12 protein-coding genes and 1 pseudogene are annotated in these 15,204 nt (G+C 52.7%); 8 read left to right on the top strand and 5 right to left on the bottom strand.

All coding sequences use genetic code 11. The features are described from left to right. Positions 1–17: 17 nt before the first annotated feature. The 3 genes from gatB to gatC all read right to left on the bottom strand — a co-directional run bounded on the left by gatB (position 18) and on the right by gatC (position 3,285). Complete coding sequence (gene gatB, locus P0078_RS08185; protein ID WP_282933918.1) at positions 18–1,469, bottom strand: Asp-tRNA(Asn)/Glu-tRNA(Gln) amidotransferase subunit GatB; 1,452 nt, start codon at positions 1,467–1,469, stop codon at positions 18–20. Positions 1,470–1,480: 11 nt separating this feature from the next. Next, positions 1,481–2,926 carry an Asp-tRNA(Asn)/Glu-tRNA(Gln) amidotransferase subunit GatA gene (gatA, locus tag P0078_RS08180; protein WP_282933917.1) on the bottom strand — a complete coding sequence of 482 codons (1,446 nt, stop codon included), beginning with the start codon at positions 2,924–2,926 and terminating at the stop codon, positions 1,481–1,483. A 71-nt stretch (positions 2,927–2,997) separates the two neighbouring features. Beyond that, positions 2,998–3,285 (bottom strand): Asp-tRNA(Asn)/Glu-tRNA(Gln) amidotransferase subunit GatC, encoded by a 288-nt coding sequence (gene gatC / locus P0078_RS08175; RefSeq protein ID WP_282933916.1) that lies wholly within the window; start codon positions 3,283–3,285, stop codon positions 2,998–3,000. 357 nt (positions 3,286–3,642) lie between these two features. Here gatC and P0078_RS08170 point away from each other — a divergent pair, with 357 nt between their 5' ends. The 8 genes and pseudogenes from P0078_RS08170 to msrB all read left to right on the top strand — a co-directional run bounded on the left by P0078_RS08170 (position 3,643) and on the right by msrB (position 13,154). After that, the gene (locus tag P0078_RS08170; protein WP_020412569.1) at positions 3,643–4,677 is read left to right on the top strand and encodes a rod shape-determining protein; all 1,035 of its coding nucleotides are present in this window, start codon (positions 3,643–3,645) and stop codon (positions 4,675–4,677) included. A gap of 136 nt (positions 4,678–4,813) precedes the next feature. Next, on the top strand, positions 4,814–5,656 hold the full coding sequence (gene mreC / locus P0078_RS08165; RefSeq protein ID WP_282933915.1) for a rod shape-determining protein MreC: 843 nt from the start codon (positions 4,814–4,816) through the stop codon (positions 5,654–5,656). Continuing rightward, entirely contained in the window at positions 5,643–6,122 is a 480-nt protein-coding gene (gene mreD / locus P0078_RS08160; protein ID WP_282933914.1) for a rod shape-determining protein MreD, read from the top strand. Before mreC ends, mreD begins: the two co-directional genes overlap by 14 nt. Positions 6,123–6,219: 97 nt before the next feature. Next, complete coding sequence (locus P0078_RS08155; RefSeq protein ID WP_282933913.1) at positions 6,220–6,831, top strand: Maf family protein; 612 nt, start codon at positions 6,220–6,222, stop codon at positions 6,829–6,831. Then, positions 6,828–8,314, top strand: a pseudogene (gene rng / locus P0078_RS08150) (ribonuclease G). Before P0078_RS08155 ends, rng begins: the two are co-directional and overlap by 4 nt. A gap of 36 nt (positions 8,315–8,350) precedes the next feature. Next, on the top strand, positions 8,351–10,495 hold the full coding sequence (locus tag P0078_RS08145) for a YhdP family phospholipid transporter (protein ID WP_282933912.1): 2,145 nt from the start codon (positions 8,351–8,353) through the stop codon (positions 10,493–10,495). Beyond that, on the top strand, positions 10,393–12,549 hold the full coding sequence (locus P0078_RS08140) for a YhdP family phospholipid transporter (protein ID WP_282933911.1): 2,157 nt from the start codon (positions 10,393–10,395) through the stop codon (positions 12,547–12,549). Before P0078_RS08145 ends, P0078_RS08140 begins: the two co-directional genes overlap by 103 nt. A gap of 62 nt (positions 12,550–12,611) precedes the next feature. After that, on the top strand, positions 12,612–13,154 hold the full coding sequence (msrB, locus tag P0078_RS08135) for a peptide-methionine (R)-S-oxide reductase MsrB (protein WP_282933910.1): 543 nt from the start codon (positions 12,612–12,614) through the stop codon (positions 13,152–13,154). A gap of 59 nt (positions 13,155–13,213) precedes the next feature. Here the strand turns inward: msrB and yjgA are convergent, their stop codons facing one another. Both yjgA and mgtE read right to left on the bottom strand, forming a co-directional pair. Continuing rightward, positions 13,214–13,729, bottom strand: a complete 516-nt coding sequence (gene yjgA / locus P0078_RS08130) for a ribosome biogenesis factor YjgA (RefSeq protein ID WP_282933909.1) — start codon at positions 13,727–13,729, stop codon at positions 13,214–13,216. 46 nt (positions 13,730–13,775) lie between these two features. Continuing rightward, positions 13,776–15,143: a magnesium transporter gene (mgtE, locus tag P0078_RS08125; RefSeq protein ID WP_282933908.1), complete on the bottom strand. Its 1,368-nt coding sequence runs from the start codon at positions 15,141–15,143 to the stop codon at positions 13,776–13,778. Positions 15,144–15,204 lie beyond the last annotated feature (61 nt).

Below are 15,204 nucleotides of genomic sequence, written 5' to 3'. Positions count from 1 at the left end.
GTTGAGAATGTTGACGATTAAAGTAGTGCGTCCAATTTTTGCTTGAGGATTTTATTAATCATCTGTGGGTTTGCTTGCCCCTTGGACGCTTTCATTATCTGCCCGACGAAATACCCCATCATTTTGGGGCGTTTTGATTCATCTGCCTTGCGGTAGTTTTCTACTTGAGCACCGCTTGCAGCAATCACTTCATCCACCATTTTTTCGATAGCGCCGGTATCCGAAACCTGTTTCAGGCCACGCTTTTCGATGACTTCGTCGGCACTGCCCTCTCCGTCGGCAATAGCCTCGAATACCTGTTTGGCGATCTTACTGGAAATGGTGTTGTCTTTGATCCGTGCGATTAGTCCAGCTAGCTGGTCGGCAGAAACCGGAGATTGTGAAATAGTAAGTTCACGACGGTTGAGCAGCGCTGCCAGTTCACCGTTAATCCAGTTGGCGGCAAGCTTGGATTCGCCACAGGATTTACTCACAGTTTCAAAATAGTCTGCACTGGCACGCTCCTGTGTCAGCTGGTCTGCATCATAAGCAGATAGCTGGTATTCCGCTTGGAAGCGGGCTGCTTTTGCATCAGGCAGTTCTGGCAGGATGCTGCGCAGTTGTTCGACATATTCATCAGTGAGTACAACTGGCAGAAGGTCCGGGCAGGGGAAGTAGCGGTAATCATTGGCCACTTCTTTGCTGCGCATAGAGCGGGTTTCATTTTTGTCCGCGTCGTAGAGGCGGGTTTCCTGGGTAATAGTGCCGCCGTCTTCCAGGATGTCGATCTGACGTTCAGCTTCGACTTTAATTGCGCGCTCGACAAAACGGAAAGAATTGATGTTTTTTAACTCTGTGCGGGTGCCGAGTTTTTCTTCGCCTTTTAAGCGCACAGACACATTGGCATCACAGCGCAGTGAGCCCTGGGACATATCACCATCGGAAATGCCCAGGTAGGTTACGATACTGTGAATTTTTTTCAGGTAGGCCACAGCCTCGGCGGCACTGCGCATATCCGGTTCAGAGACAATCTCGATCAGCGGCGTACCTGCGCGGTTCAGGTCGATACCAGACATCCCGTGGAAATCTTCATGCAGGGATTTACCGGCATCTTCCTCCAGGTGAGCGTGGTGCAAACGCACCTTCTTACTGCTGCCATCTTCCAGGTGAATTTCCACTTCACCTGGGCCGACAATCGGCTGCTCCAATTGAGTGGTTTGATAGCCCTTGGGCAAGTCGGGATAGAAGTAATTCTTGCGTTCAAAAACAGAGCGCTTGCCGATCTCTGCGTTCATCGCCAGGCCGAACATTACTGCAAAACGAAATGCTTCCTCATTGGGTACCGGCAGTGTGCCTGGCATGGCCAGGTCCACAGCGCATGCCTGGGTATTCGGCTCGGCGCCAAAGCGGATGCTAGCGCCGGAAAAGAGTTTTGACTGGGTGGAGAGCTGGACGTGAATTTCCAACCCGATAACGATTTCCCATTCCACAATTTATCTCCTTATACGGCGCTGGCTTTGTGCCAGTCGGTTACCTGTTGGTATTGGTGGGCGATATTGAGCATGCGCGCCTCTTCCAGGTAATTACCGGTTATTTGCAGGCCCACTGGCATATTGTCCACCAGGCCACAGGGTACAGACATGCCCGGTAGTCCGGCGAGGTTGGTGGCGATGGTGTAGATATCCTCCAGGTACATAGCTACCGGGTCAGCGCTCTTTGCGCCAAGCTCGAAAGCGGGGGAGGGGGTCGTGGGGCCCATAATCACATCCACTTTTTCGAATGCTTCGACAAAGTCCTGCTTGATCAGGCGTCGGGCCTGTTGGGCTTTGTTGTAATAAGCATCGTAATAACCGGCGGACAGGGCGTAGGTGCCTACCAGGATGCGACGCTGCACTTCTTCACCGAAGCCTTCACCACGGGAGCGCATATAGAGATCGCGCAGGTCTTTGGGCTCTTCACAGCGGTAGCCATAGCGCACCCCATCGAATCGAGATAGGTTGGCAGAGGCTTCAGCGGGGGCGATCACATAGTAAGCAGGTATCGCTAACTCGGTATGTGGCAGGCTGATATCGACCAGTTGAGCCCCCAGCTTTTCAAACGCTCTCAAAGCTTCCTGAACCCGGCTTGCGGTTTCAGGGTTAAGCCCCTCCCCAAAGTACTCTCGGGGTACTCCGATCCGCAGCCCGGCGATCGGGTTATTCAGTTCGGCGGAAAAGTCAGTGAGCTGCTGCTTCAGACTGGTGGAATCTTTCGGGTCGTGGCTGGCCATGGCGGAGAGCAAATAAGCAGCGTCTTCCGCATTGCGGGCTATGGGGCCGGCCTGATCCAGGCTGGAGGCGTAGGCAACGATACCGTAGCGGGAAATACGCCCGTAGGTGGGCTTCAGCCCGGTGGTGTTTGTCAACGCTGCCGGCTGGCGAATAGAGCCGCCGGTATCGGTAGCTGTAGCGCCGGGTATCAGTTGTGCAGCAACTGCCGCAGCTGAGCCACCGGAGGAACCGCCGGGCACACAGCGGGTATTCCAGGGGTTTTTTACTGGGCCGTAAAAGCTGCTTTCGTTGGATGAGCCCATGGCGAATTCATCCATATTGGTCTTGCCCAGGGAGACGGTGCCGGCAGCGTTGAGGTTATCTACCACCGTGGCATCGTAGGGAGGGATAAAATTATCCAGCATTTTTGAGGCACAGCTGGTGCGCACGCCGTTAGTGCAAATAATATCTTTGTGGGCGATGGGCACACCGCACAGTGCCGGTGCCTCTCCGTTGGCCAGGCGTTGGTCGGCGGCTGCGGCTTGCGCTAGGGCGCTCTCTTCGGTGACGGTAATAAAACTGTTGTAGTTGCTGTCCAGTTGCTGGATGCGGCCGAGTAAATGGCGGGTTAGCTCTGTACTTGAGAACTCTTTGCTCCGCAATCCACGGATGATCTCGGCGATAGTAAGCTGATGCATGTTATTCCCTTAAAGGCTCTAGACGGGCTGAGGGCTGGGTATTTAGGTGGATTTCGTTGGTGTTGGACCGGTTAATCAATCACTTTGGGAACCAGGTAGAGGCCTTCTTCGGTTTGGGGAGCCAGTGTTAGGAAGTCTTCTCGATTGTCAGTCTCTGTTACTGTGTCGGTGCGAAGCTCCTGAACTTCGTCCAGTGGGTGCGCCATCGGGGCGATACCATCGGTATTGGTGGATTGCAGCTGGTCTACCAATTGCAAAACATCCCCGAGACGGTTGCTGACTTCATCGATGGTTTCTTTGGATATGGCGATTCGGGCCAACTCCGCAAGTTTTTCTACAGTTTGCGTATCCACTGTCATGGTGATGGACTCCTCCAGCTTGAGTTGCGAGTCGAAAGCTGCCCGTATGATATGTGGCGGACAGAACCGGCAAATTTAGCACAATGAGGGTATATTCTCACCGGCCGGGGCTGTAATGAATAGTGGGCCTCAAATGACCTCCCTTCAGCCTTGCCCTGATGCCTAGCCGTTGTTAGAGTTTGCCGAAACCTGCCGAGTGATGAGAGACTCCGGTATTTTGCGTAGAATCCGATTCGAAATGCGGCTCGGAACTCAGAATTATTTATGCGGACTAATTAGGATTTGTATCCATAAAAGAAGCCGCGCCCGCAGTGCCCGACCTGGGGGCTGATAATTAGTACAAGGTAATCGAATTCCATGTTTAAACGTTTGCGGGGTATGTTTTCCAGTGATCTCTCCATCGACCTGGGAACTGCCAACACGCTGATTTACGTTCGCGATCGCGGCGTAGTACTCGACGAACCCTCTGTCGTCGCAATCCGTCACTACAATGGCCAGAAAATTGTTGAGGCTGTCGGAGTAGAAGCTAAACGCATGCTCGGCCGGACCCCAGGCAATATTACCGCTATTCGCCCGCTGAAGGATGGTGTTATCGCCGACTTCCAGGTGACTGAAAAAATGTTGCAGCACTTTATTAAGAAAGTGCACGAAAATAGTTGGATGCGCCCGAGCCCAAGAGTGCTGGTATGCGTTCCCTGCCAGTCCACAGAAGTGGAGCGCCGCGCTATTCGCGAGTCTGCCCTGGGCGCCGGTGCCCGCGAAGTATCGCTGATCGAAGAGCCCATGGCAGCTGCAATAGGTGCTGGCCTAAATGTCGAGGAAGCGAGCGGCTCTATGGTAGTGGATATCGGTGGGGGCACCACTGAGATTGCCATTATTTCCCTCAATGGTGTAGTTTACTCCGATTCTGTGCGCATTGGCGGTGACCGCTTTGATGAGGCTATCGTCAACTATGTGCGTCGCAACTACGGCAGTGTGATCGGTGATGCGACCGCCGAGCGAATTAAAGAAGAAATTGGCTGCGCCTATGCGGGCAGTGAGGTTCGCGAAATCGACGTGCGTGGCCGCAACCTGGCCGAAGGTGTCCCCCGCAGTTTCACCCTGAACTCCGATGAAATTCTCGAGGCCCTGCAAGAGCCGCTGACCGGGATTGTACAAGCGGTCAAAAGCGCACTGGAACAATCTCCCCCCGAATTGGCTTCCGATATCGCTGAGCGCGGCATGGTACTGACCGGTGGTGGTGCCCTGCTGCGCGATCTCGATCGCCTGCTAATGGAAGAATCCGGTCTGCCGGTAATTGTTGCTGATGACCCCCTGACTTGCGTGGCCCGCGGTGGCGGCAAAGCACTGGATATGTTGGACCGCAGCCGCCTCTACTTGATGTCTAACTGACAGACGGCATTGCGTAATATAGTTAGGGAGCCTGTGGTTTTATCCGGGGGCTCCCTGTAATAAAAACAGAGCAAGCACTTTTATAGCTTGTGCTGATCTCATTGTCTTTGATTGACCTGCTAAGAGGGAATTGCCTGTGAAACCGCTATTTACCCGCGGTCCCTCTGCTGAATACCGCTTGGGCTTTCTCGCCATACTCGCAATCTTGCTGATCGTCTCCGATCATTACACCAATTGGTTTCAGCCTGTTCGCGAACGCTTATCTGGGGTGATCGCTCCACTGTATTGGGTGACAGGTGCCCCTGAGCGTGTGGGTGATTGGGCGGATGAACAGTTTCGCTCTCGCGAGGAGTTACAAGAAGAGAACAGTCGCCTCAAGCGGCAGGTACTGTTACTGGAACAACGCAGCCAGTTATTGGCTGCCGTCAAAGCGGAGAATACTCAGCTAAAAGAGCTGATGAATTCGGCGGAAATGGTCGACGACCGAGTACTGGTGGCCCAGGTGGTGGGTGTTACCCCTGACCCTCTGGAGCATGTACTGCTGATTGACAAGGGCCGGGATGACGGCGTTGATATTGGCACCCCGGTAATGGATGCCAGCGGTTTGCTGGGGCAGGTGATTGAGGCTGGTGACTCTTATAGTCGTATCCTGCTGATCACTGATTCAAGTCATGCTATTCCTGTCCAGGTTTTACGCAACAGCATGCGCACTGTCGCTGAGGGAACAGGTGACCTGTATCGTCTGAAGTTGCGTCATCTCGCCAATACAAGTGATATCCGTGAAGGCGACTTGTTACTCAGTTCTGGTCTGGGAAGTCGGTTTCCTGCGGGTTATCCGGTTGGAGAGGTTATTTCGGTGCAGAGAGATCCGGGGAAACCCTTTGCGGAGGCCGAAGTGCTACCTAGGGGACGAATGAATCGCAGTCGATTTGTATTAGCGGTTATCGGCGATGGAGGACGCTCTGTTGCAAGCGAATAACCGCTGGTTTATTGCGGTCACGATTCTGCTGTCCTTGCTGCTTGCCGTTATGCCTTTGCCGCAACAATGGCTTTGGTTTCGTCCTGCATTTCCGGCCTTGCTGGTGATATTCTGGATTACTCGCATGCCTCAGAGCTTTGGCGTGGGGTTCGCCTGGGTGATCGGTATATTCCAGGATTTGGCTACTGGGGCGAGCCTGGGAACTCACGCCCTAGCCCTGTCGGTTCTCGCCTATTTCAGTCTGCTTACATACCAGCGTACCCGAGCATTTAACCCCGCCCAGCAATTATTGTGGGTATTTGTTCTGGTGGGTATTCACCAAGTCGTGGGCAATTGGGTGCATGGCCTTGAGGGGAAGTCGGTACCCGGGCTGACCTTCCTGTGGCCAGCTCTTACCACAGCCCTGCTCTGGCCCTGGGTGACCCCATGGCTGAGGAGCCTTTCCGGGCGTTTACACGTTCGTTGACCGTCTCGTCAGCACTGTAAATCAGTGTAAAAAATCGATCATTTTTCGAACAGTATCGCTATAATCAGCCGCTGGCCCACAGGGAATATGTATTAGAGTGACAAAAAGCGCTTCTGACAATCGACTTCTTTTAGCCTCGGGTTCACCGCGTCGCGCCGAACTATTGACCCAAATTGGGGTGTCTTTTTCCCAATTATCACCTTCTGTTATAGAACAAAAGCAACCTAATGAAAGTACTCTTGAGTACATAGAGCGCCTGGCTCATGACAAGGTTATCGCTGGATTTCGCGCTGCTGGCTGTCCAGAAGGGCTTTGGACCTTGGGAGCGGATACGGTGGTTATGGCGGGCGACAGATTACTGGAAAAGCCGGAAGATTTTACTGACTTTGAATCCATGATGTTGACTTTGTCGGGTGTAGAGCACTCTGTGTTTACTGCAGTGTGTTTGCGCTCCCAGGAATGCCAGTTTAGCCGCGTGGTGGAAACTCGAGTGAGGTTTCGCCACCTGTCCAGAGCTCAAATAGCAGATTACTGGAGGACCGGGGAACCTGTCGATAAGGCCGGCGGTTACGGTATACAGGGTTTTGGCGCCGCCTTGGTAGAAGCTTTTAGTGGCAGTTATAGCAATGTTGTCGGACTCCCCCTGGAAGCTCTGATTCCGATGCTGGATCATGCGGGAATTCCCTATTGGCAGGAGGGCCAATCTTGAGCGAAGAGCTGTTAATTAATGTCGCACCAACCGAAACCCGGGTGGCCTTGGTAGAGAATGGTGTGCTTCAGGAAGTCTATCTGGAGCGCAGCGCGCGGCGCGGGATTGTAGGCAATATCTACAAGGGAAAGGTGATTCGTGTATTACCCGGGATGCAGGCGGCTTTTGTCGATATTGGCCTTGAACGTGCAGGCTTTATTCATGCGTCGGATATCGCGCCTCTCGATGATGAAGGCATGGAGGCGCGGGATGCTGAGGTAGCAGATATTCGCGCTTTGGTCAGGGAGGGGCAGTCACTGATTGTACAGGTGGTGAAAGACCCGATCAGCAGTAAAGGGGCTCGACTGACTACCCATTTATCGGTCTCTGCGCGCTATCTGGTATATATGCCGCAAACCCGCCATATCGGCATCTCCAACCGTATTGAAGATGAGAGCGAACGAGAGCGGCTGCGCCAATTGGTTGAAGCGGCTTCACTGCGCCTCGCAGAGGATGGCTTGTCTGCTGACGGAGGCTTTATTTTACGTACTGTTGCCGAGGGGGTGAGCGAGGAAGAGCTGTTGAGGGATATCCCGTTCCTATACAAATTGTGGGGCGAGCTGGACGAGCGAATCAAGGAGCGTCCGGTGCCTTCGGTTATCTATGAGGATCTTCCGTTATTTATGCGTGCATTGCGTGACCTTGCGCGCCCCTATACAGAAAAGATTCGTATAGACTCCCGTGAGGCTCACGGTCGTGCGGCAGAATTTGCCGGTAAATATGCGCCGGAGATTGCCGGTCGTCTGGAGCACTACCCCGGTGAGCGCCCACTGTTTGATTTGTACGGTGTTGAAGAGGAGATAAGAAGAGCACTGCACAACAAAGTAACTTTAAAGTCTGGCGGCTACCTGATCGTAGAGCAGACAGAAGCGATGAGTACGATTGACGTCAATACCGGTGCTTTTGTTGGCCACCGGAATCTGGAAGAGACTATCTTCAAAACCAATCTGGAGGCCGCCACAGCAATTGCCCGCCAGTTGCGTTTGAGGAATCTGGGGGGATTATCATTATCGATTTTATCGATATGAAAGATCCTGAGCACCAGAGGCAAGTCTTGCGCACCCTGGAAAAGGCTCTGGAACGGGATCATGCCAAGTCCAGCATCACTGGGGTCTCAGAGCTTGGATTGGTTGAAATGACTCGCAAGCGCACCAGAGAGTCATTGGGACAGATTTTATGTGAACCCTGCTCAGTCTGTAGTGGTAGGGGGACCCTAAAGAGTGCTGAGACGGTTTGTTTCGAGGTTTTCCGTGAGATTATTCGTGAAGCGCGCTCTTACGATAGTGAAAAAATAATGGTGCTGGCTAGCCAGGTGGTAATAGATCTTTTGCTCGATGAAGAGTCGGCCAATGTCGCCGACCTTGAAGAATTTATTGGTCGGCCTATCCAATTCCAGGTAGAGCCCATTTACAACCAGGAGCAGTATGACATTGTTCTTGTGTAATCCTTTATTCACCCGCCCGCAAGCTACGAGAGCTTATTGTCAGCACTCGGTCTACGCCTGTTCGCTGGTGAGGGTATAGCGATGGTTGTAATACGCTGGATTGCAAGAAAATTCTGGTTGCTGTCGATAAGCTTGGTGATTGCCCTGGCAATCATCGTGCAGACAGGGCGATTGCTGTCCCCGCAGGTAGAGAACTATCGTCCACAGATTAGTCATTGGCTTAGTGAGCAGCTTGGTGTTCCTGTACAGATGGATCGTATTTCCCTGCGTTGGGAGGCCCTTGAAGTTGCATTGCAGCTGGATGGGCTGCGCCTGGGGGAACACGGTGAGCTGAGAATGGGGCACGGTCTGTTCCAGCTGGATTTGCTTTCCAGCCTATGGAATAGAGAGTTGGTCTGGAAAGACCTGCAAATGAATCAGTTTTCGGCCGGGCTCAACCGCGATGAAAATGGCCTCTGGTATCTGCAGGGGTTTCCCGATGCCCCACTTAAGCTTGAAGGCAGCACTGCACCTAATCCCGAAGCCGCAGATCCGGCCCGCCTGTTCCAATTGAGCCCCAAAATCCAAATCAGTGATGCAGCGATCACTGTGCGCCTTCCCGATGAGCAGCTGGCAGAAATTAATTTGCCTGAAATCCAGCTGGAAAATAGTGGAGATTTTCACCGACTGACTGCACGGGCTTTTATTTCCCGTGAAGGGGAGAGTAGCCAAGTTGATGAAGAGACCCTGCGGGTTGTGCTAGAGGGGCGGGGCAACCCGAAAGATAAAGAGCACTTCTCACTGCGGGGCTATATGCAGCTTAATGAGTTGCTACTCGACGAAGATATCATTGACTTGCTGCACGAACTTACTCCGTTGCCTGACCGGTTCCATTGGAAAGGGAAGAAATGGGCAGATGGCCGCTTATGGCTTCACAGTAATGCTGCCAGTGGCTATCGCATAGTCGGTCAGGTGGATCTGGCTCAAGTTGAGAGCTTGGCCGATATGCAAAAGGCAAATGATATAGAGGAGCATAGCCTGGCCCCACTGAGAGCTTTTTCTGGGGATTTGTCTGGGCGTTGGCTGCCTGGTGAGCACTGGCGATTAGCTTTGCAGAATATTCAAATTGACTGGCAGGACCTGCAAATGCCGCCGCTCAATCTGCAGGTGAGAAGCGATCAAGAAGGGTTGTCCCTAGTGGCTGATGTGGTTGATCTCGCAGGATGGAGCGGTATTTTAAATCGCCTGTCTCTGCTCGAGGGAGCTGCTGATGAGTGGTTGCGCGCTCTAAAGCCTCGAGGCCAATTACACAGCGTGCGTCTTCGGACTGGTGCGGGCCGTCAGTTAGAGATAAGTGCAAACCTGAAAGATATTACCGCTGAAGCATTCCGTGGAGCCCCGGCTATTGCCCAACTGAGCGGATATTTACAAGTTGAGGGCGCCAGCGGTCGGGTTGAGCTCGATGGCACTCCCCTGGGGGCACACTTTCCCAACCTGTACAAAAACGCCTTTGGGTTTGAGCAAGCCAGCGGCACCATCTCTTGGAATGTCGATAAGGCGCAGAATGCAGTTACCGTCTTTTCGGGCCCATTGATGCTGAATGGTGAGCTCGGAGAGGTCGGTGGACAGTTTATGCTTTCACTACCTTTTTACGCCCAGACACGACCGGCGGATCTGGTGCTGTCCCTGTCTTTGAAAGATGCGGGTGTTGTTACTCAAGAAGAGCTGGTGCCATTTGTTGTCAGTGATGACTTGCGCAAATGGCTGAAAACTGGTTTGGGTGAAAACAATCAAGGGCGCGTTGAGAGCGCAGCTTTTATTTATCGCGGCAGTAGTTATAGCAAAGATGGCAAGGATGAATCCCTTCGAGCGATCGGGGTTCACTCTAAGCGCCGGACTATTCAGTTGGCGCTCGATTTTTCAAATGCGAGCTTGGATTACGCCAGTGACTGGCCTGGAGTTCGACAAGTGGATGGTCGCTTGTTGCTCGATGATGAAATTGTGCGGGTCAACGCCAATAAAGCCAAGCTTTGGAGCATGGATGCGAAAAATATCCAGGTTGCAGTAACTCCTCAAGCGGGGGAGGCTCACGCCTGGACGTGCGAACTGGTGTGGCTGGTCCTGCCGCCGATGGATTGCGTCTGTTGCGTGAATCACCAATCAGGGATCACCTTGGAAGTGCCTTTGATGACTGGACTCTGACGGGCCAATTAGATGGCGCCGTGTCCCTGTCTCTTCCATTGGGAGGAGCAACTGTAGCGCCTAAGCAGCATGTTGAACTCAAATTGAATCACGGTGGTCTTCAGTTGCAGGGGCTGCGTCTTGATACGACTGCACTCAATGGCTTGGTTAAATATGACAGTACTACAGGCCTTGAGGGCACCAAGGTCAAAGGCAAATTGTGGGGACGCCCGCTGACTGCACGTATCCAGCACTTCGGTGAGGGGGATGCGAGGGAAACCCAGGTGATTATTGACGGTAATGCGCTGATTGAGTCGGTACATGCATGGAGTTCACGGCCGGAGCTGCAGTGGCTCGAGGGTGGGATGGATTACCAGGCCCTGGTGACCATTCCTGCGAAATCAGCTGAAACACCCTACGCCGCAATATTTGAACTTACCTCAAATCTGACAGGCGTCGCAGTTAACTTGCCTGAGCCCTTGGGCAAGGAAGCGGAAGCGGAAACCAATTTTGTATTACGAGTGCCTATCGGGGAGCAGGGTAGCTTGTTCCATATGGATTACGGTGAGCACTTACAAGGGCAGTTTTGGCTGATCGATGGGGAGTTGGATCGAGCTGCGATTGCTTTGAATTCGGAGGCTAACTTGCCTTCTAAACGAGAGTTAACGGTCACAGGAGATATTTCCACTGTAGATTTTCTTCGTTGGAAGTCGTTGTTGGACATCTATCAGTCCTCTGAGCCAACGGGCGACAGAGAAGGCAATACCTTTGCGGCAGCCACAAAAAAACCGGTAGATGCTGAGGAGAGTTCTAGTCAACCGCTACCGGTGCGCTTGGATCTCAGCACTGACCAGTTGCAGCTGGGTTCTGTGGATATTGAGCATATCCATGTTAAAGGTGAGGGAGTCGGGGCAAACTGGAAGCTTAAAATTGACAGTGAAATGGTTGCGGGGGATCTGGCTGGACTATTGGATGGCACTGCACCGTTGAGCTTGAAGCTCGCTCACTTGCGCTTGCCAATGCCTGAAAAACAGCCTGAACTGGGCGATGAGGCGTTCCCCTTGGACCCCTTTATAGAAGAGGTGGTATCAGACCCTTTGGCCGGGTTTGACTTTACCAGTTTGCCACAGATTGACTTCAGTACTGAAAGCCTGCAAATAGGTGAGGAAGCATTGGGTCCTTGGTCATTTAAATTAAGGCCATCTGTAGATCGTCTGGTGCTGAGTGACATCTTTGGTACGGTGAGGGGGTTCCGCCTTGAAGGGCAGGGCAAAGGCAAAAATGAAGCGGGTGCCGAGCTGGTATGGATGAGGGATGCTGAGGGGCAGGAATCATCACAGTTTATCGGTCGGTTGGTGGCTGATGATCTCGCGGATATTCAGCGGGAGATGGGACATGAGCCGTTGATTGAAAGCAAGTCGGCGAGTTTTGAAACCGCTTTTAAGTGGGCGGGATCTCCGACGCAGGTGAAAAGCAGCCTGCTATCCGGGGAGCTCAAAATTGATATTCGCGATGGTCGGTTTCTGCGCTCTACTGGTGCGACGGGCTCTACCGTGTTGCGTTTATTGTCGCTGTTTAACTTCGATACTTGGGCTCGACGTTTACGCCTTGATTTTTCAGATCTCTATAAAAGTGGTATGGCCTTTGATCGGGTGAGGGGCGAAGTGGTCTTTGAAGGCGATGGTCAGCTCCTTATTGCGGTTCCGATCCAGGTAGAGGGCCCGACCAGTGAACTGCAGATGGCTGGACGAGTGAATTTAGTCCGTGAAGATTTGGACTTGACCTTAGTGGCTACCTTGCCGGTGGGGAATAACCTCGCTCTGGTTGCAGCCTTGGCAGGGGGATTACCTGCGGCGGCAGGTGTTTACCTGATCAGTAAGGCATTTAAAAAGCAAGTTAAGAAAGTCGCCAGTGTCAGTTACCGAATAAGTGGTGGTTGGGCTGATCCACAAATGCGATTTGAGAAGTTATTCGATGGTGACGGTGCTAAACGCCAGGGAGCAGTCCTGGAGGATGAGGGAAATGAGTCGCAGGTTGAGGCCCGCCCTGAGGAGCAGCTGCCGCCTGCCGCCTGAACTTTAATTACCCTATAGCCATCTAATCTTAGTGTTGATTCCCTGTAGAAGGAGCACAGCAGATGGCATGGTATTCAATATTGTTCACCCTCCTTTGTGGCGCCGCCACCCTTTCGGCGTGCTCTGAGGCCGATGACCACCAGCGCGATCAGAATATGACGGTCGCTCAAGCTGAAAAGCATATTGCAGAGGGGACTGATCTCGATCAGATCCCTAAGTCTGTCTGGAAGCAGATCCTGCCAGAGGATCGCTACAAAGTTCTCTGGAAAAAAGGTACCGAGCCCGCTTTTAGTGGCAAGCTTCTGAATAACAAAGAGAAAGGGGTTTATGTTACCGCAGGTTGCCGTTTACCGGTTTTCAGCTCTGAGCAGAAGTTTGAATCGGGTACTGGTTGGCCCAGCTTTTGGGATGTTGCCTACCCAAAAAATATTGTCTTAAAGGACGATTACAGCTGGGGCTTGAAGCGGACTGAGGTGTTATCAAAGTGCGGGGAACACTTGGGACATGTTTTTAAAGATGGCCCGGAGCCCACTGGTTTGCGCTACTGCCTAAACTCTTTGGCTTTGGACTTTGTACCGGCTTCTGGGGATAAGAAAGCGCAATAACTTCTGATGACTTGATTGCGGGCGCTGCCAGCCAGTTCACACTGGAGCGCCCGGAGCCCCTAGTCCGCTTCCTGGATAAAGAAGTCGCGAAGATAGCGAAATAATTTTCGTTGATTGGTTGGAGGCTTATTGTTTTTGATTTCTCGATGGGAGTCCCTAATCAGTTGGCGCAGCTGTTGGTGATCGACACTTGTATGCTGGTCAAAGAACTCCCCCTGGGCACTACTGCCTTCCTCCAGTAGTCGTTTGCGCCAGTCTTCGGCCATTTTATCGAAACGCAGGTATTGGTGGTCTCGCTCTTTAAAACGGTTCAACACTGATTCTATCGCCTCTTGATCGGCACTGCGCATCAACTTGCCGATGTACTGCATCTGGCGCCGGCGAGCCTCATTGGATTTGATCCGATGTAGCGTAGCAATAGCCTCCTGTAAGTCCTCATCTATGGGGACTTCAGCCAGTTGGGCCTTGGAGAGCTCGGTTAGTTGCTTGCCGAGATCCTGCAGCTCGTGCATTTCTTTTTTGACCTGAGATTTACTTTTCGGCAGGTCGTCATCGTAGTCATCGTATTCGTACATCTTTGATTCGCTTTCGGTAAATAAGGGGGCTTGGTTCAGAGGTGGTTTAGCTAAAGTACCAAGTGGCCAAGCCCAGAAAAGACATAAAGCCTACTACATCGGTGACTGTAGTAAGCGCTACCCCGCCGGCCAGTGCCGGGTCTATATTCATGGCACGCAATGCTACTGGTAATATCGCTCCGGCGAGTGCGGCGGTTAATAGGTTGATTATCATGGCGGCAAGGATAATGACCGCAATCCATATATCGCCAAACCACATGGCGGTTATCAAGCCCATCACAAGCGCCCACAAAAGAGCATTGAGTGCCGCCGAACCCAGCTCACGGGAAAGTAGCCAGCTTAAATTACTGCGTCCTATCTGGCCTAAGGCCATACCGCGAATGACCACTGTCAGCGTTTGGCTACCGGCCACGCCTCCCATGCTGGCGACGATGGGCATTAGGACTGCTAGGGCTACCACCTTGTCCAGGGTATTTTGGAACAAACTGATCACCCAGGAGGCAAGCAGAGCTGTGAGCAGATTAATACCCAGCCAAACGGCCCGGCGCCGCGCAGTGCGCCCTACTGGGGCAAAGGTGTCTTCCTCTTCATCGAGGCCGGCAAGGCTCATCAGGGAGTGGTCTGCATCCTCTCGGATAACATCCACTACATCGTCAATGGTGATTCGCCCCAGCAGGCGGTTATCCTCATCGACTACTGGTGCGGTAATCCAGTCATATTTCTCAAACAAGCGCGCGACTTCTGTGTCGGGCATATCTGCGGGTATTGGTTCCACATCGGTATTGACCACTTCGCGAACTGTCACCGATGGGTCTGTGGTGAGAAGTTTGGATAGTGGCAAGAGACCGATATATTGGCCCCTCCGGTTAATCACAAAAAGGCTGTCGGTAGATTCCGGTAGTTGTTCATGGCGCCTAAGGTAGCGAAGTACCACATCGAGAGTCAGGTTGGGGCGGACAGAGATAGTGTCCGTATCCATTAAACCGCCAGCCGTGTTCTCATCATAGGCGAGAACACTTTCAACCCGGAGGCGGTCGGTTTCCGTCATCGATGAGAGCACTTCGGCAACAACTCGCTCCGGCAGCTGCTGAAGTATATCGGCGATGTCGTCGGCATCCAGGCCTTCCATCACCTCCACCATCTCCTCGGTATCCATAGTGGCGAGGATCAGGCTGCGTACATCGTCGGTGAGTTCCTGTAGGACCTCACCCTCTATTTCCCTGTCCACCAAATTCCAAAGTACCTGGCGGATACGCGGTGGAGAGCTCTCCAGCAATTGCGCAACACTTTGCGGAGTCAGGGTCTTGAGCATGCGCCGGACTTCTTGTCCCGTACCGCTATCCAGCGCGGCATACAGCTCACCCAGCTGACTTTGTGCGCGGAATTTGATTTCGGCTTGGGGAGAGCTGGGCACAACAAGTCCTTACTGCTAATGGTGGATTTGGGAGGCGATGTAAAAGCTTAGCGATTTAATG

Origin of the sequence: Microbulbifer sp. VAAF005 (assembly GCF_030012985.1) — a bacterium.
In the GTDB taxonomy this organism is placed as follows: Bacteria; Pseudomonadota; Gammaproteobacteria; order Pseudomonadales; family Cellvibrionaceae; genus Microbulbifer.
The sequence above is the reverse complement of the archived record's forward strand: the minus strand, read 5'-3'. Positions and strand labels throughout refer to the sequence as shown.

Coding starts and splice junctions, on each gene's coding strand:
- P0078_RS08170 (WP_020412569.1), top strand. CDS start 3,643: ATGTTTAAACGTTTGCGGGGTATGTTTTCCAGTGATCTCTCCATCGAC.
- yjgA (WP_282933909.1), bottom strand. CDS start 13,729: ATGTACGAATACGATGACTACGATGACGACCTGCCGAAAAGTAAATCT.
- gatA (WP_282933917.1), bottom strand. CDS start 2,926: ATGCATCAGCTTACTATCGCCGAGATCATCCGTGGATTGCGGAGCAAA.
- gatC (WP_282933916.1), bottom strand. CDS start 3,285: ATGACAGTGGATACGCAAACTGTAGAAAAACTTGCGGAGTTGGCCCGA.
- msrB (WP_282933910.1), top strand. CDS start 12,612: ATGGCATGGTATTCAATATTGTTCACCCTCCTTTGTGGCGCCGCCACC.